The sequence below is a fragment of the Sphingobium sp. TomTYG72 genome, from assembly GCF_055394715.1.
The window spans coordinates 476,916-493,192 of record NZ_AP027337.1; the positions used below are offsets into that span (position 1 = coordinate 476,916).

Consider the following 16,277-nt stretch of genomic DNA (forward strand, 5'->3'; position numbering starts at 1 on the left):
TCAGCTTTTAAAGCTGGTCGGTGTAGCTGTCGGTGCCCGGGATCGTCGGGATGAAGGGCGAGGCTATGGCGATGTGGCCGATGCCGCTTTCCTCGATTGCTTGGGCGAGCGGCACATAGGCGGTGTCCCAGACGGCTTTGGGGTCCTCGATCGAGAAGCTGAGGAAGATGGCGCGGTCGTTTGCCTCTACCGGGACATCCTTGGGGCTGGTGGGATCGAGGGGCAGAGGGGAGCCGGTCAGCGCGACATCGCCCGGCAGGTCGCGGGCGCGGAGCAGGGCGGAGAGGTCCGCGCTGGTCTTGCCCGGGTTGAGATCGACGATGAAGGCGACGACGACGCCATAGGGGCGATCAAGCGCCAGTTCGATCGGCATGGCGCTGCCCGGCGCATTATATTCCGCATCGAAATTGTAGAAGCTGGTGTGGATATGGTCGCGTTCCTTGAACATGCGGCCGGTGGCATGGAGGTCGTTGACCTGACGGACGGCCCAGGCGTCCCAATCCTTATGATGCCCGTCCAAAATCCAATAGAGTGCGAGATAGGAACCCTTTGACAGGTCCATGGTGCCTGAGCCGAAGCGCTTCGCCTTTTCCGCGCGGGTGGCGACATAACGTGCGCCCGAGACGGTATAGGCGCCGATCATGCAGCCGCTGTAGAAATGATCGCGCTCATACCAACGATTATAGGCGACCTCATGGCCCGGGCGCGGCTCGACCATGGTGAAGAGTAGGGAGCCGAGGCGTATGGGACGGTCGGCGCGGGCTATGTCGGCCCGTTCGTACAAGGTTTCGCAGCTTTGCATGGCGCTCTCCTGAAAATGATGGCTTCACTGAAGCGGGGCAGGCGGCGGGGTTAAAGCGGTGCCGCGCCTCTTCCGGGTTGGCGGAAGTTATCGACCGGCAAGCGCTCGATAGGCGGGATGGCCGATGTCGCTCAGAACATCGAGGTGGCGAGGGGTCCAGCCCAGTTCCCGACGGGTGCGGGGGCTGCGGGATCGGCTGCATGTCGCCATGGCGATCAGCGTTTCGAATTTTCCCCAGCGGCGAACGCCTTCGGTGAAGTCGATGCTGCGCGCCTGAATGCCGAGGTCGCGGGCGACCGCCTCCGCCAGAGTGCGGTTGTTCAGTTCGCCTGCGACGGCGTGATAAAGGGCGCCGGGTGAACCCCGTTCGAGCGCGAGGCGATAGACCTCTGCCAGATCATCGACATGGACGTTGGAATAGAGGTTGAGGCCCTGCCCAAGATAGCCGACTTCGCCCGTGCGTCGGGCGTCGCTGTAGAACATGCGCAGATGGCCGCAGCCGCCATGCCCCCAGATCATCGGGGGCCTGATCACCATGGCGCGCACTCCGCCCGACGATCCTGCGCGGCGGACGATATTTTCCGTGTCGAACCGGAGGCCGATATATTTGGAGGGTTCGAACGGGTCGTCCTCGGCAAAGCTGTCCTCGCTCCAAAGGCCGTCCGTGCGTTGTGAGAGGAGGCCGGTGCCGCTGGTGAAGATGAACTGATGACCGCGCCCGTCAGCTGCATTGAGCAAGCTTCTGACCGTGTCATGTTCCTGCTGAAGGAGCAGTTGGGCGGCATAGATGGTGGCGTCGTGCTGGCGCATCATGTCGATGACGGCGTCCAGATGCGACAGGTCACCCCGTAGAGGGGTTATGCCATGATCAATGAGGGCGCGATCGCCTTCGCTTGTGCGGCTGAGACCGCTCACCGGATGGCCGGACGCTCTGCAATGGCGGGCGATGTGCGATCCGAGATAGCCGGTCGCGCCGAGGACGAGAATGCGCATCGGGTTAGGAAGCAACAGCGATCCACCCGGCGTCAAGAGTCCAGCCATGGGTTCCGGAGAGGCGGAGGGGTTAGAGCGAGCTGACGAGGTGACCGCCGTCTACGACCAGTTCCGCGCCTGTTATGTAGGAGCCAAGGTCCGACGCGAGCAGGAGCAGGGCACCGTCCAGATTTTCCGGGCTTCCTATTCGGCGCTGCGGTATCCGCTTGATCATCGCCTTGCCTGCGTCCGTTCCCCAAAAATGCTCATTCAAGGGCGTTACGATGTAGCCGGGGCACAGGGCGTTCACGCGGATATCGTAGCGCGCCCATTCCAGCGCCATGACCTTGGTCATCTGCACCATAGCGGCCTTTGAAATGGCATAGGGGCCAAGCTGTGCGCCCTGCCGAAGGCCAAGGATGGACGCGATGTTGATGATGCTGCCCGGCCGACCTGCCGCAATCATGGCGTGCGCCGCCCCGCGCGCGACCAGATAAGCGCCGCGCGCATTGGTATCCATGACGCGATCCCATTGCGACGCATCCTGATCAAGCATTGGACCAGCGCTTACGACGCCCGCATTGTTGATCAGGATGTCGATGGCGCCGACTTCTTCCCACAAGCGATCGACGGAGGCGGCGTCCTGTACGTCGAGCGAGATGGCGCGCGCGTGGGGGAGCGACGCGGCAAGGCTTTCCAACTGGTCGCCCCGCCGGGCGGCGAGGACCAGCTGAACACCCTCGGCAGCGAGCGTGCGCGCGAAGTGCGCGCCGAGCCCGCTGCTTGCCCCGGTGATGAGTGCGGTCCTGCCCGCCAGGCCGAAGGAGAGAGGCATCAGGCCGCCAGTGCTTCTTCCGGTTCCGGCGGGAAGATGGACGGCTTGCCGGGGTCATAGGTCTGGACCAGCACGCGGATGAACTGTTGATCGGTGAGCGGATCGCTGGGCACTTCGAAAGTGGCGCCGCGTGCGCGAAGATCGGCGATCAGCATGTCGAACACCTGATCATGGCTTATGTCGTCGGTGTGGTCGAGCGACTGTTTGAGTTCGCTATAATCCATGAAGATGTCCGCGCCCCAGTGGATGAGGAAGCGGAATTCGTCTTCCGGTATCTTCTGGATGACTTTGCCGTCCGTGGTGATCTGCCAGCCATGGGGATCTTCGGGATCGGCGCTCATGAGCGAATTGATCGCGAGTCCTTCGGGTCGGCGCAGGGCGGCGGGGCCGCTGGCTTGCGCCGTGTGGTACATCATTTCATTTTCAACGACGACCGCGCGGCTCCACATCGGCGCCTTGATCTGGGCAGGCTGTCCTTGCGGACCATCGGGCCAGTAGTTGAAGCCGCCGCCGACCTTGCCCTTATAATACCAGGTGATCACCTGCGCCTTTTTCGCGCGCCAATGTTCGAACAGGCCGGACTTCACCATGATGTTCATCAGCCATACCGGCGATGTCTGCATGGAGATGCCACGAAAGCGGGTGCCGTCGACATGGGGTGCGCCAGCGCCGGGACACGGCCCCTGAATGTTGAACAGCATATTTTCGGGCCGGGCATATTCAGCCTTCCAATATCCCCGAACCAGATCGAGGAATTTTTTGTTGAAGAAGCAGTCTTCGATGTCGGGATGCTGGACTGTCGATCCTTGCGCGAGATAGCCACGGAATACCGGCGAAAGGAACATGTCCCATGTGGGGGTAAAGCCAGCCGGAAGCCCGCCCGAGGTCGTCGCGACGACTTCTTCGGGTGACTTGAAATGTTGTGCCAGGATCAACGACCACGGGCCGTTTTCCCGCACGACGTTCAGCATGCGGCGATGCTGGTCCTGCGTATAGGCGTTCTCGATGATCTGGGGCGGGGCCACTGGGCGGAACTGGGTGGTCATGTGAACTCTCCTGAGTACCTACATCGCCGACCACCCCTTCATTTGTAGACAGGGAAAGCTGAGGCGGCTCGGTAACCAAGCGAGTCCTAACTTATTCCGCGTCGGCCTGCAAGATATGACAACATGCACTGTAATTCAGGCAGGTTCGCCCCCTGCCGTTTGGGGCAGCCATTCGCGAACCGCAGTTTTTAGCAGCTTGCCGTTGGCATTGCGGGGAAGCGGTCCCTCCACGATGTAGACATGGTCGGGAACCTTGTAGTCGGACAGATGCCGTGCGCAGAAGTCGCGCAGGCTCGCGCCGTCTGCCTGGTCGGGTGCGACAACGAACGCTTCGACCCGTTCGCCCAGGACAGGGCAGGGCCTGCCGATCACAACGGCCTCTATGACGGCCTCATGCGACATGAGCATGTTTTCGACCTCCACTGAATAGATTTTGAAGCCGCCGCGATTGATCATGTCCTTCATCCGGTCGAGCACGCGGATATAGCCGTTCGTGTCCATCGTGCCGATGTCACCCGATTTCCAATAGCCGCCGGTAAAGCCCGCTCGGTTGCTTCGGGGTTGTTCCAGTAGCGGGGTATCGTCATCGCGCCCGCGATCCAGATTTCGCCCTGCTCCCCGCGTGGGAGTTCGCGGCCTTCCTCATCCATGATGACGATGTCGGCATAAGGCAGGGCCTTGCCGACCTTGTCCGGATGAGCGGGACAGTCGCCGAGCGGCATCATGACGGCGGGGGATGAGGTTTCGGTCGATCCGTAGATGTTCACCAGCGTCAGTTGCGGGAGCTGGGCGGCAAGTGTTTCGATGCTGGATTCGGCCATGGGCGCCCCGCCGAACGCGCCAATGCGCCAGCTCGACAGGTCGAAGTCCGCGACATCGGGTTCCATCAGGCATAGCTTGTACATGGCCGGGACCATGATGACGTAGCTCATGCGTTCGGCCTGCGCGAGTTCCAGGAAGGGGCGGGCCTTGAACGCCTGCTGTATCACAACCTTCCCCGCGACCCGGATGCTGAGCATCAGGATGAGGCCGATCCCGGTGACGTGCGAGGCAGGGACGGCGAGGATCATCGACTCGCCATCCTTCAATTGCAGGTGCTGCTGGCTGCCGATGCAGATGGTGACGATGCCGAGATGTGTGAGAACCGCGCCCTTGGGGCGGCCGGTGGTGCCCGAGGTGTAGAGGATGCAGAAGGGGTCATCTTCGCTGACGGCCGATCGGTGTGGGGCGTCGGTCAGCGCTTCGGGTGTGGCGTTGGACCAATGGGCGGATTCGTCGGAATAGCGGAACCAGTGGCGCAGTTGGGGGTGGTCGGAGCGGCTGGGCAGTTGGTCTTCCAGCGCGTCATCATAGATGATGGCTGCGGCGCCGCTGTCGTCCAGCACGTAAGCGGTTTCCGGCGCGCGCTGGCGGATATTCATGGGCACGGCGATCAGGCCGAGTCTTGCTGCCGCCAGCAGCAGCGTGGAATAATCGGCGCGGTTGGCGAGTAGGATCGCCAGTCGGTCGCCAGCAGTCAGGCCCAAGGATGTAAGGCGCGCGGCGCAGGCGGCGACGCGGGTAGCGAGGAACGTGTAGCTCCACCGGTCTTCGCCTTCGACAAGGGCGATGGCGTCCGGCGAGCGGCTGACGGCGTCCAGGAACATGGCGTAAATGTCTGCGGGGCGATCCTGATGACAATTGACCAGCCTGCCGTGATGCACTTCCTTGCGGAGTTGCAGATGCTTCATCTCTTTATCGGTCCTCTCCGTGCGACCTGCCATGCTAGGACGGGCACGAAAGCTCTTATATGGCTTTCTAATTGCACCTTGCATTGCGGTTCTTCCCTTGGCAAGCGCCAAGAAACGAGAGGAGCGGAGACAAGCCATGGCAGATCATGAGGATGATGCGGCGATTGCTCGAAGGGTCGAGAATTTCGTCCGCGACGTGGTCGTTCCTTATGAAAGGGATGGCCGTCGGGACGATCATGGTCCGCTGGATGCGCTGGTGCAGGAAATGCGGGCAAAAGCGCGGGAGGCGGGCGTCCTGACGCCGCATATCCGCGCGGATGGGACGCATCTTAGCCACCGGGCGACGGCGCGAGTGCTGCGCGCTTCGGGATTGTCGCCGCTGGGGCCGCTCGCCTGCAACACCAATGCGCCCGACGAAGGCAATATGTTCCTGCTGGGGAAGGTCGCTACGCCGGAGCAAAAGAGCCGCTACCTCGATCCGATGGTTGCGGGGAATGGGCGTTCCTGTTTCCTGATGACCGAACTTGCGACGGAAGGCGGGACTGGGTCGGACCCGTCGATGATGCAGACGCGTGCGCGTCTGGAGGGCGGCGAGTGGGTGATCAATGGACGCAAGGCGTTCGCGACCGGATTTGCCGGGGCCAGCTTTGCTATCCTGATGGCGAAGACGGAGCGGGATGACGGCGCGGCGGCGGCGACGATGTTCCTGGTGCCGCTGCCGCACCCCGCGCTGGTGCAGGAACGGCTGATCGGCACGATCGACAGCTCGATGCCGGGCGGTCATGCGGTGGTGAAGGTGGACGATCTGCGCCTGCCGCCCGAGGCTGTGCTGGGCGCGCCGCATGAGGGGTTCGCCTATGCGCAGGTCCGGCTGGCCCCGGCGCGGCTCACCCATTGCATGCGCTGGTTGGGTGCGGCCACGCGGGCGAATGAGATTGCGACCGACTATGCGGTGAAGCGGCAGGCGTTCGGCAAGCCGCTGATCGACCATGAGGGCGTTGGCTTCATGCTGGCGGACAATTTGATCGACCTGAAACAATGCGAGTTGATGATCGATTGGTGTGCGGACGTGCTGGACGCCGGGGACAAGGCGATCACGGAAAGCTCCATGGCGAAGGTGGCTGTATCGGAAACGCTGTTCCGGGTGGCGGACCGGTGCGTGCAGGTGATGGGCGGAACCGGGGTGAGCCATGACACGATCGTGGAGCAGGTGTTCCGCGAAATCCGCGCCTTTCGCATTTATGACGGGCCGACGCAGGTGCATAAATGGTCGCTCGCCAAGAAGATCAAGCGCGAGGCGCTGGCGAAGTCATGAATGCCGAGGAGCTGAACGCCGGGCTTTCCGAGGTGCGCGAGGCGCATCGTTTCGATGGAGGCGCTTTGCGGGCATGGCTGAAGGAGCATGTGCCCGAGGCGGAAGGGCCGCTGACCGTGCGGCAGTTCAAGGGCGGGCAGTCCAATCCGACGTTCCGGCTGGACGTTCCGGGACGTTCCTTCGTCATGCGCCGCAAGCCGCCGGGCGTGACGGTGCCCGGCGCCCATGCCGTGGATCGCGAGGCGCGGGTGATCGCGGCGCTGGGCAAGGAAGGTTTTCCGGTGCCCCGCATTTACGGGCTTTGCACGGACGATGCGGTAATCGGCAGCTGGTTCTATGTCATGGAGTGCGTCGAAGGCCGTGTTTTCTGGAACTCGCGTTTTGAGAATGTCGCGGCGGAGGAACGGGTTGCCTATTTCGATGCGATAAACGCGACTTTGGCGCAGCTTCACAATTTCGATCCCGTGGCTCTGGGCCTCGATGATTTCGGGAAGAAGGGCAATTATTTCGAGCGGCAGATCGCACGATGGTCGCGCCAATATCTGAATGACGAGGCGGCTGGTCGCGACGCCAATATGGACCGGCTGATAGAATGGCTGCCAGCGAATATTCCCGCTGGGGATGAAAGCCGGATCGTCCATGGCGATTATCGCGCTGATAATATGGTGTTCCATCCGACCGAGCCACGCGTTGCGGCGGTGCTGGATTGGGAGCTTTCAACGCTTGGTCATCCGTTGGCGGACTTCGTCAATCACCTGATGATGTACCGGCTGCCGCCTGCCATTTTGTCTGGCCTGCGGGGCGCGGATTTCGCCGCGCTCAAGCTGATGCCCGAGGAGGAGTATATCGCCGCCTATTGCCGCAGGACCGGGCGGTACGGGATCGACCAAATGGGCTTTTACCGCGCTTTCGCTCTTTTCCGGCTTGCGGCCATCTATCATGGCATTAAGGCAAGGGCACTACGCGGAACGGCCGCGTCGGCGCATGCAGAAGAACTGGCGGCGCAATATCCCCTGCTCGCCCAATTGGGATGGAGCGAGGCGGAAGCGGCCTGATCAAAGGGGAATGGTGGAATGAAGACCCGGATTACCGAGCTTACCGGCACGCGCTATCCCATTATCCAGGGTGGCATGCAGTGGGTGGGCCGCGCGGAGCTGGCTTCGGCGGTGTCCAATGCTGGTGGCCTCGGCATCCTGACGGCGCTCACCCAGCCGACGCCCGAGGCTCTGGCAGCCGAGATCGAGCGGTGCCGCACGATGACGGACAAGCCGTTCGGCGTGAACCTGACCATATTGCCGACCGCGCAGCCGGTTCCTTACGAAGCCTATGCCGAAGTCATTGCCGGCTCCGGCGTTGGTGTGGTCGAGACCGCCGGGCGCAGTCCCGCCGAATTCATTGCGCGCTTCAAGCAGGCGGGCGTTAAGATCGTCCACAAATGCACTGCCGTCCGCCATGCGCTGTCCGCGCAACGGGCGGGCGTCGATGCGGTGTCGATCGACGGGTTCGAAGCGGCGGGGCATCCGGGAGAGGATGATATTCCGGGCATGGTTCTGATCCCCGCTGCGGCGCGGGCGCTGGAGATTCCGATCCTGGCGGCGGGTGGCATGGCGACCGGGCGCAGCATGGCGGCGGCTCTGGCCCTGGGCGCGGAAGGCGTGACGATGGGCACCCGGTTCATGCTGACGAAGGAAGCGCCGATCCATGAGGCGATCAAGCAGGCGGTGGTGCAGGGGACTGAGCGCGACACGACGCTGATCTTCCGCCAGCTGCGCAACACCGCGCGCGTGTTCCGCAATGCCGTCGCCGAGGAGGTGAACGTCAAGGAACGGGAGCCCGGCGCGACGTTCGAGGATATCCGGCCGCTGGTCGCCGGTGCGCGGGGACGCGCTGCGCTGGAGAGTGGCGAAGTGGATGGCGGGCTGGTCTGGGCCGGGCTTGGCATCGGTTTGATGGACGACATTCCGACATGCGCCGAATTGATCGAGCGCATCGTGGGCGAATGCCGCGAGGCGCTGGCCCGCGCCGTGGCGCTGACCGGGGAGGCATGAGCATGAGCTACAATACAATCCGCTATGAGGTCGAGGATGATGGCGTCCTGCTGCTGACGCTCAATCGCCCGGACAAGCTGAACGCTTTTACGGTCGAGATGTGCGAAGAGCTGGTCGACGCCTATGGCCGGGCGAGCCAGGATGATGCGGTGCGCGTGATCGTGGTGACGGGCGAGGGCCGTGCCTTCTGTGCGGGCATGGATTTGTCGGTCGGCGGCAATGTCTTTGGTCTGGATGAAAGCATGACGCCGACGATGGAAGATCTGCGCGAGCGTGGTGATGATCCAGCTATTCTGAAAGGCGTGCGGGATACGGGCGGGCGCGTCGCGATGGCGATGTATGATTGCCTGAAGCCGATCGTTGGCGCGGTGAATGGCGCGGCGGTGGGTATCGGCTCGACCATGCTGCTGCCGATGGATTTCCGCTTCGCATCGGACAAGGCGCGCTTCGGCTTTGTCTTTGGACGGCTGGGCATCACGATGGAGGCGTGTTCGTCCTTCTTCCTGCCGCGCATTGTCGGTTTGGAGCAGGCGATGGAATGGGCGTACAAAGCCGATATCTTCGATGCCGCCGAAGCGCATGACAAGGGACTGGTGCGCGGCGTGTTCCCGGCCGAGACGCTGGTCGAGGAGGCGAAGGCCTTTGCCCGATCACTGGTCAAGGACCGTTCGCCCGTTTCGATCGCGCTGATCCGCCAGATGCTGAACCGCAACAGCGCGCAGCCCGATCCGTGGCAGGCGCATCTGACGGAATCGCTAGCGGTATTCTACACCAGTCAGGCGGACGGCCGCGAAGGGGTTCGCGCCTTCAATGAAAAACGGCCAGCGGACTTCACGGGGAAGGCGTCGCAGATGCCGCCCTTCTTCCCCTGGTATGGCGAAAAATAATTCAACGGAGAGGATTGAGATGATCACGCTGGAAGACAAGATCGCGATTCAGGAATTGATCGCCCGTTTCACCCGCTGTTCCGACTTTGGCGATTGGGAAGGCGTTGCCTCCCTCTTCACGCCCGAGGTTGTGACGGAGATGGAGGGCCTGCCCATCCGCTATGAAGGCGTCGAGGCTCAGGTTGAACATGCCAAGGAGTCGGCCAACCAGACCGAAGGCAAGAACCGCCACTATAACTTCAACATGATCGTGTTCGAGAAGGACGACGCAGTATATGCGGAATATGCCTTCATGAACGCCAACGCAGGGCATGCGCCGATGAGCGCCAAGATCGTCGTAACTGGCCGTCAGCGGGATACGGTGGTGAAGACAAGCGACGGGTGGAAGATCGCGCGCCGCTTCGTTCAGTTCGACCAGTCGTTCAGCCTTGATTTCTAAGCCACGGAGGAACGGTCGTGGACATTAAGAATTTGTGCGCTGTCGTCACCGGCGGCGCTTCGGGACTGGGCAGTGCGACTGCCGAAAGGCTGTCCGAGCTTGGCGCTCGCGTGGCGATCTTCGACTTGAACGAGGAAGCTGGCGCGTCGCTCGCCGAACGGTTGGGCGGCAGCTTCCATAAGGTCGATGTGACCAGCGCCGAGTCCGTGGACGCGGGGCTGGCAGCGGCCGAAGCGAAGCTGGGAACGCCGCGTGTGCTGGTGAACTGCGCGGGCATTGCGCCGGGCTTTCGTGTCGTAGGCAAGGATGGTTCGCCCCATCCGCTGGACGCGTTCCGCAAGGCTGTCGAGATCAACCTGATCGGCAGCTTCAACGTCATTTCGCGCTTTGCCGCCCTGCTCTCCGGCGCAGGAGTGGATGGCGAAGAAGCGGGCGTGATCGTCAATACGGCGTCGGTCGCCGCCTTTGATGGGCAGATCGGCCAGGCTGCTTACGCAGCGTCCAAGGGCGGTGTCGTGGGCATGACGTTGCCGATCGCGCGCGATCTGGCGCAACATCGCATTCGGGTGATGACGATCGCGCCGGGCATTTTCCTGACGCCGATGCTGCAAGGCCTGCCGCAGGCGACGCAGGATTCGCTGGGCAAGCAGGTGCCGCACCCGTCGCGGCTGGGTAAACCAGCAGAATTTGCGAAGCTGGTTCAGAATATCATTGAAAATCCGATGCTGAACGGAGAGGTGATCCGTCTGGACGGCGCGATCCGCATGGGACCGCGCTGACCGTTCGCCATCAATTGGGTGCGTAAGAAGGATTGCTGCCATGACCGAGACCAGCCGGGATGTGACCAATTTGCCGGAAACCGAGGCTAAGCTGCGCGAATTTGTCGAGCAGGGCGTCATATCGGGCGGCATCCTTGCGTGGGGAACCGCGGATGGTCCGGTTCGCTACCATGGCGAAGGCGTGCTGGGCTATGCGCGCCAGAATGGCGTGGACGAGCGGTCCATCTTCCGCATTTTTTCCCAGTCGAAGCCGATCACCGGCATCGGCGCGATGATGCTGATCGAGGATGGCGTCATTGGTCTGGACCAGCCGATCGGGGAGATATTGCCCGCTTTCGCCGAGATGCGCGTCATCGAGGGTGATGACCCGGAAGTGACGCGGCCTGCGGCTCGCCCGATCACTATCCGCCACCTGCTGACCCATACGGCGGGCTTTGGCATGGACGGCATGACGCTCGGCGAGCTTTATACGAAGCATGGCGTGGCGCCGGGTTCGCGGGAGTGGGTGCCGGGTCCGGGCGATCTCCCGGTGCCGGCAACGCTTGCCGAATTGGGCGAGCGTATTGCCGCGCTGCCCTTGGCGACCGATCCCGGCACACGGTTCGATTACAGCGTCGCGCTGGACGTGCTTGGGCTGGTGATCGAAGTCGCGTCGGGCATGCCGTTCGAAACCTTCCTGAAGACGCGCCTGTTCGATCCACTGGGCATGGTGGATACGGGCTTTGCCATCACGGCGGATCAGGCCGCCCGCTTTGCCGATCTTCCGCAGCAGCAGGAGGATGGCGCATGGGCATTGGCCGATGATGCGGCGGACAGTCTCTATGCGCGGCCTTATTATCCGTCGGGCGGCGGCGGCATGGTGTCGACGGCGCATGATTATTCGCGTTTTGCCGCCATGCTGCTCAACGAGGGGGAGCTGGACGGCGTACGCATTCTGAAGCCGGAGACGGTGCGGATCGCACGATCGAACCTGCTGCCCGACGCGGTGACGCATGTGGACGTGCCGATCGGTTATACGCTGTCGAACGTCGGCATGGGCGCAGGCATGTCCGTATCGCTGAAGGCGAGTGAGCAGACCAACAGCTTCTTTGACTGGCCGGGTTCGGTGCCAGCGGGTGTGTTCGGTTGGCCGGGTGCTGCGGGGACGGCATGCTGGATGGACCCGGAGCGCAAGTTCTTCCTCCTGTATCTCACGCAATATTGGCCGACCTGGTTGAACGGCAGCATGCGGCCTGAGATTGTCGCGGCGGCCTATCGCGATCTGGAGAAGCAATAAGGAGGAACGCTGCCATGCCGATATTGGACAATGACGCCGACTTCACGCCCCGGCTGGGATCGCCCGGCACTGGCGTCGTGATCACGGGCGGAGCTTCCGGTATCGGACTGGCGGCGGCGCATGCGCTGGCTGCCGTCGGTCGGCCGGTCGCCCTGTGGGACATCAATGCGGAAGGTGCGGCCGGATCGGCGAGCATCATCGAGAGCCGCTATGGCGTGCGCGCGGCGGGTTTCAGCGTCGATCTGCGCAACCCGCAGGCCGTAACCCCCGCCGCCATCGCGACACGGGCGGCGATCGGCGCGATCGGTGGCATCGTGCACTGCGCGGGCACGGCCGAAGCCACGGGCATCGACGGAGTGACGCCGGAAAACTGGGATGCGGGACTGGCGCTGCATGTCCGGTCGATCGTCCTGATGACTCAGGCTTTTCGCGAAGATCTGCGCACATCGCCGGGGAGCGCCATTGTCGCATTGTCATCCATCAACGCGACGCTGGGCAACGGGATGATCCCGATCTACAGCGCCGCGAAGGGTGCGGTGATATCGCTGGTCCATTCGATGGCGGATGAACTGGCGGCTGATGGGGTGCGCATCAACGCGGTGAGTCCCGGCATGATCGATACGCCGATCATTGCGGAGACCAAGGCGCATTTGCCGGGGCATTTCGAGCGGCGGATCATGCTGGGCCGCTATGGCGCGCCGGAAGAACTGGGACGCGTCATCCGTTTCCTGATGTCGGATGAAGCGAGTTACATGACGGGCGCGGAGATCGTCGTGGACGGCGGCAACATCAACTCGCAACGGCAATAGGATTGCCATCGCACCGCGCTAGGGAAGAGGGCGCTGCGGTCAGGTCAGCCAGCCGACCCCATGCAGCGCCCCGGCACGCCTTAGAGGCGGTTCACTTCCTTGGCGGTCAGGCTGGTGACCAGACCCTTTTCCGCCGTGCTGAGCGTGGTCACGGGAATAACCACGAAACGGCCGCTGTAGATGATCTGGACGCCGGTCGTTTCGCCAGCGTTGTTCTTCAGGATGCGGTCGATAAAGCCGACCTTGCGGCCGTCGACCGTCTTCACAAGTGCATTGGTCTTGATCGCGGGCGCGTCAGCGGCGATCGCCGCAGCGGAAAGCGATAGCGACAGAGCCGCCGCGAAGGCAAAAGAAAGCTTCATGATAATCCCCTTGTGGATAGACAAGGGGCCGATAGCACGCTGTAAAACGAATAATAAGACACCCTGTGTTGCAAAAAATGCAATTTGCGTTTCGGGTTCGGAATTTGGCGGATATGGGATGGGATCGGCGGCTGACAGCGCCTGATGAATGGAATGGGGAGGTTTCAGCCGGGATGATTGGTGTGCTTTTCCACCTTCACGAATGTCGGTTCGCATGACCGGGCCGACGCGTGAGTCGGGGCCGCGCCTCGCGGCATTTTCCGTGACGAGCATCGCGACCGGCGGGTTCAATATTCCGCTCCAGACCTATTTGCCTGCCTTTTACGCGACGGTGATCGGCATGGACCTGGCGACCGTCGGGCTGGTCTTCATGATCAGCCGCCTGTGGAGCGCGGCGGCCGACCCCGTTATCGGATGGGCTTCGGACCACACACGCACACGCATTGGAAGGCGGAAACCCTGGATTTTGGGCGGCGGCGTGCTGTTCCTTCTGTCCCTGCTCGCGGTCTTTTCTCCGCCTGCCGGAGCCACGCCGCTCTATCTTGGTGGGTGGCTTTTGCTGCTGTGCCTGGGGTGGACTGCGACCTCCACGCCGCTTTACGCCTGGGGCGGGGAGATGGCCTCATCGCCGGTCGAGCGAGCGCGTATCCAAGCCTATATCCAGACAGGGTCGTCCATCGGCATCTTTCTGGTGCTGGTATTGCCTGCCGTGCTGGACGCGCTGGGCCGGGGCAATCCTGAGGTTCGGGTCGGATCGATGGGGGCGCTCGTCGCCGCTGTCCTCGCTGTTGGCATGGTGCTGATCGCCTTTCTCTTTCGCGAGCCGTCGTTGCCAGAACGCGCACCCGCAGGCGCGAACTGGCGGCAGGGGTTGAAAGCGGTGCTGACCGATGCAGCGCTCTGGCGGATCGTGGCGTCGGATTTCTTCGTCGCGCTGGGGCAGGGCTTTCGCACTGCCGTTTTCCTGTTTTTCGTAACGCGTTACATGGGCATGGCTTCACCTGCCATGCTGCTGATGCTGCAATATGCGTTCGGCATGTTCGCAGCGCCGCTATGGGCGCGGATCAGTTACCGGTTCGGGAGGCTGAGAACGCTGATCATGGCAGAGGGCGTGCAGGTTGCGATCAACCTGATGGTCCTGTTCCTGACGCCGGATCGCATGTGGCTGTTCATCCTGCTGATCGTGGGACAGGGAATGACGCAGGGATCGGGTAACCTGATGTTGCGGTCGATGATCTATGATGTCGCGGATCGTCATCGAGAGGGTAGCGGCGTGGAGCGGGCCGGGCTGTTTTCGTCCGTGTTCAATGTGACGACCAACGCAGCCTATGCGGTGGCCGTGGGCATCGCCTTGTCCGTCGTGGGCTTGCTCGGATTTGATCCAAGGTCTTCAGGATCGGAAGGGGTGGCGGGCGTACATCTGTTCTTTGCGATCGGTCCCGCCGTTGGACATTTGCTGTCGATAATGGTGATCAGCTGGAAGCGCGGTAGCAGCGGCGGAAGGCTGGACGCTGAAAGCCGCCTGCCTTCCGCTTGATCCTCAGATTCCGATGAACGAGGGTTGCGTCAAAGGTCGATAACCTTTTCAGGGTTCATGATGCCATCCGGGTCGAGTGCCCGCTTGATCTGGCGCATCACCTCGACAGCGGCGCCATGCTCCGTAACGAGATGGGCTTTCTTGCCAATGCCTATGCCGTGCTCGCCAGTGCAGCTGCCCTCCATGGCGAGAGCGATTTCGACGATCCGTTCCGACAATGCCTTCGCCTTTTGCGTTTCCTCGGCCGAGTTCGGATCGAAGACGAGGATGACATGGAAGTTTCCGTCGCCGACATGACCCACGATCGGTGCGGTAAGGCCACTTGCCTCAATGGCGCTGCGCGTTTCGTCTACACAGTCGCAAAGCCGCGAAATCGGGACGCAGACATCCGTTGCGATCGCCTTGCACCCTGGCCGCAGCGCAAGATTGGCGTAATGGACCTTGTGGCGTGCTTCCCAAAGGGCGGTTCGGTCCTCCGTCTTCGTCGCCCAGGTGAATTGTCCGCCGCCATTGTCGGTGGCGATCTGTCCGAAGTTTTCCGCCTGTTCCGCAACGCCCGCAGGCGTGCCTTGAAATTCGAGGAACAGCGTCGGACATTCGCGATAGTTGGTCCGACTGTAGGCATTTATCGCGCGGATCTGTAGCGGATCGAGCAATTCGATACGGGCGACGGGAAGGCCGATCTGGATTGTCTGGATTACTGCGTTCACCGCGCCGCGCAATGTTTCAAATTCGCAGACGGCGGCGGAGACGGCTTCTGGCTGGCCATAGAGGCGCAAGGTGACTTCGGTAATGATGCCGAGCGTGCCTTCGGACCCGACCAACAGCCCGGTGAGGTCATACCCGGCCGCGGATTTACGCGCCCGCCCGCCGGTGTGGATGATCCGGCCGTCGGCAAGCACCACCGTCAGTCCCAGCACATTCTGGCGCATCGTGCCGTAGCGAACCGCGTTGGTGCCGGAGGCGCGTGTCGAAGCCATGCCGCCGAGGGACGCGTCCGCGCCCGGATCGACGGGGAAGAACAGGCCCGTGTCGCGCAACTCGGTGTTCAGCTGCTTTCGGGTGACGCCCGCCTGCACGGTGCAGTCCAGGTCTTCTGGACTGACGCGGAGCACCTGATCCATGCGGGAGAGGTCGATGCAAAGACCGCCTCTTGCGGCCAGAAAATTGCCTTCCAGCGATGTGCCGGTGCCGTAAGGCGTGACGGCGATGCCCCGTTCCTTGCAGAAAATGACCGCTGCGGCGACTTCCTCCGTGGTGAGGGGGAAGACAACCGCGTCCGGGGGCATGGCAGGGTAGAAGGTCTCTGCCCGGCCATGATGATCGCGGATGGCGGCGCTATCGCTGAACCGATCGCCGAACATGGCGCGCAGGGCGGACCAGTCAGCTTCCGGGACATGTACCGCCGTTGCCATTTGTATCTCTCCCGTGGGTCAGTGA

Annotated in this window: 17 protein-coding genes; 9 read left to right on the top strand and 8 right to left on the bottom strand. The window is 62.5% G+C overall.

All coding sequences use genetic code 11. From position 1 onward, the window contains the following. Nucleotides 1-7 precede the first annotated feature (7 nt). The 6 genes from ACZ5U1_RS15620 to ACZ5U1_RS15645 all read right to left on the bottom strand — a co-directional run bounded on the left by ACZ5U1_RS15620 (nucleotide 8) and on the right by ACZ5U1_RS15645 (nucleotide 5,385). Nucleotides 8-802, bottom strand: a complete 795-nt coding sequence (locus ACZ5U1_RS15620; protein ID WP_464780064.1) for a hypothetical protein — start codon at nucleotides 800-802, stop codon at nucleotides 8-10. 87 nt (nucleotides 803-889) lie between these two features. After that, nucleotides 890-1,843 carry an NAD-dependent epimerase/dehydratase family protein gene (locus tag ACZ5U1_RS15625; protein ID WP_464780065.1) on the bottom strand — a complete coding sequence of 318 codons (954 nt, stop codon included), beginning with the start codon at nucleotides 1,841-1,843 and terminating at the stop codon, nucleotides 890-892. A gap of 22 nt (nucleotides 1,844-1,865) precedes the next feature. Continuing rightward, complete coding sequence (locus ACZ5U1_RS15630) at nucleotides 1,866-2,609, bottom strand: glucose 1-dehydrogenase (protein WP_464780066.1); 744 nt, start codon at nucleotides 2,607-2,609, stop codon at nucleotides 1,866-1,868. Further along, nucleotides 2,609-3,655, bottom strand: a complete 1,047-nt coding sequence (locus ACZ5U1_RS15635; protein ID WP_464780067.1) for a hypothetical protein — start codon at nucleotides 3,653-3,655, stop codon at nucleotides 2,609-2,611. Before ACZ5U1_RS15635 ends, ACZ5U1_RS15630 begins: the two co-directional genes overlap by 1 nt. Nucleotides 3,656-3,790: 135 nt before the next feature. Beyond that, on the bottom strand, nucleotides 3,791-4,156 hold the full coding sequence (locus tag ACZ5U1_RS15640) for an AMP-binding enzyme (RefSeq protein ID WP_464780068.1): 366 nt from the start codon (nucleotides 4,154-4,156) through the stop codon (nucleotides 3,791-3,793). Beyond that, the gene (locus tag ACZ5U1_RS15645) at nucleotides 4,117-5,385 is read right to left on the bottom strand and encodes a class I adenylate-forming enzyme family protein (RefSeq protein ID WP_464780069.1); all 1,269 of its coding nucleotides are present in this window, start codon (nucleotides 5,383-5,385) and stop codon (nucleotides 4,117-4,119) included. The genes ACZ5U1_RS15640 and ACZ5U1_RS15645 overlap by 40 nt, the downstream gene beginning before the upstream one ends. 136 nt (nucleotides 5,386-5,521) lie before the next feature. Here ACZ5U1_RS15645 and ACZ5U1_RS15650 point away from each other — a divergent pair, with 136 nt between their 5' ends. From ACZ5U1_RS15650 to ACZ5U1_RS15685, 8 genes are read left to right on the top strand one after another with little or no spacing between them, the layout of a single operon-like run. Next, a complete protein-coding gene (locus tag ACZ5U1_RS15650; RefSeq protein ID WP_464780070.1) occupies nucleotides 5,522-6,700 on the top strand; it encodes an acyl-CoA dehydrogenase family protein in 1,179 nt (392 codons plus the stop codon). Continuing rightward, a complete protein-coding gene (locus ACZ5U1_RS15655; protein WP_464780071.1) occupies nucleotides 6,697-7,755 on the top strand; it encodes a phosphotransferase in 1,059 nt (352 codons plus the stop codon). The genes ACZ5U1_RS15650 and ACZ5U1_RS15655 overlap by 4 nt, the downstream gene beginning before the upstream one ends. 18 nt (nucleotides 7,756-7,773) lie before the next feature. Continuing rightward, complete coding sequence (locus tag ACZ5U1_RS15660; protein WP_464780072.1) at nucleotides 7,774-8,748, top strand: NAD(P)H-dependent flavin oxidoreductase; 975 nt, start codon at nucleotides 7,774-7,776, stop codon at nucleotides 8,746-8,748. A 2-nt stretch (nucleotides 8,749-8,750) separates the two neighbouring features. Continuing rightward, on the top strand, nucleotides 8,751-9,635 hold the full coding sequence (locus ACZ5U1_RS15665; RefSeq protein WP_449469765.1) for a crotonase/enoyl-CoA hydratase family protein: 885 nt from the start codon (nucleotides 8,751-8,753) through the stop codon (nucleotides 9,633-9,635). A gap of 19 nt (nucleotides 9,636-9,654) precedes the next feature. Beyond that, nucleotides 9,655-10,074, top strand: coding sequence for a nuclear transport factor 2 family protein (locus ACZ5U1_RS15670; protein ID WP_449469766.1), 420 nt, complete (start codon nucleotides 9,655-9,657; stop codon nucleotides 10,072-10,074). A 17-nt stretch (nucleotides 10,075-10,091) separates the two neighbouring features. After that, entirely contained in the window at nucleotides 10,092-10,853 is a 762-nt protein-coding gene (locus ACZ5U1_RS15675; RefSeq protein ID WP_464780073.1) for a 3-hydroxyacyl-CoA dehydrogenase, read from the top strand. A 40-nt stretch (nucleotides 10,854-10,893) separates the two neighbouring features. Beyond that, nucleotides 10,894-12,129 (top strand): serine hydrolase domain-containing protein, encoded by a 1,236-nt coding sequence (locus ACZ5U1_RS15680; RefSeq protein ID WP_464780074.1) that lies wholly within the window; start codon nucleotides 10,894-10,896, stop codon nucleotides 12,127-12,129. A gap of 14 nt (nucleotides 12,130-12,143) precedes the next feature. Next, nucleotides 12,144-12,938 (top strand): SDR family NAD(P)-dependent oxidoreductase, encoded by a 795-nt coding sequence (locus ACZ5U1_RS15685; RefSeq protein ID WP_464780075.1) that lies wholly within the window; start codon nucleotides 12,144-12,146, stop codon nucleotides 12,936-12,938. An 80-nt stretch (nucleotides 12,939-13,018) separates the two neighbouring features. Here the strand turns inward: ACZ5U1_RS15685 and ACZ5U1_RS15690 are convergent, their stop codons facing one another. After that, nucleotides 13,019-13,300 (bottom strand): hypothetical protein, encoded by a 282-nt coding sequence (locus ACZ5U1_RS15690; protein WP_460988447.1) that lies wholly within the window; start codon nucleotides 13,298-13,300, stop codon nucleotides 13,019-13,021. A gap of 214 nt (nucleotides 13,301-13,514) precedes the next feature. On the opposite strand from ACZ5U1_RS15690, the gene ACZ5U1_RS15695 reads away from it, so the two are divergent. Further along, nucleotides 13,515-14,837: an MFS transporter gene (locus ACZ5U1_RS15695; RefSeq protein ID WP_464780076.1), complete on the top strand. Its 1,323-nt coding sequence runs from the start codon at nucleotides 13,515-13,517 to the stop codon at nucleotides 14,835-14,837. Between the two features lie 29 nt (nucleotides 14,838-14,866). Here ACZ5U1_RS15695 and ACZ5U1_RS15700 read toward each other — a convergent pair whose 3' ends face one another. After that, nucleotides 14,867-16,252 (bottom strand): FAD-binding oxidoreductase, encoded by a 1,386-nt coding sequence (locus ACZ5U1_RS15700; protein WP_464780077.1) that lies wholly within the window; start codon nucleotides 16,250-16,252, stop codon nucleotides 14,867-14,869. Nucleotides 16,253-16,277 lie beyond the last annotated feature (25 nt).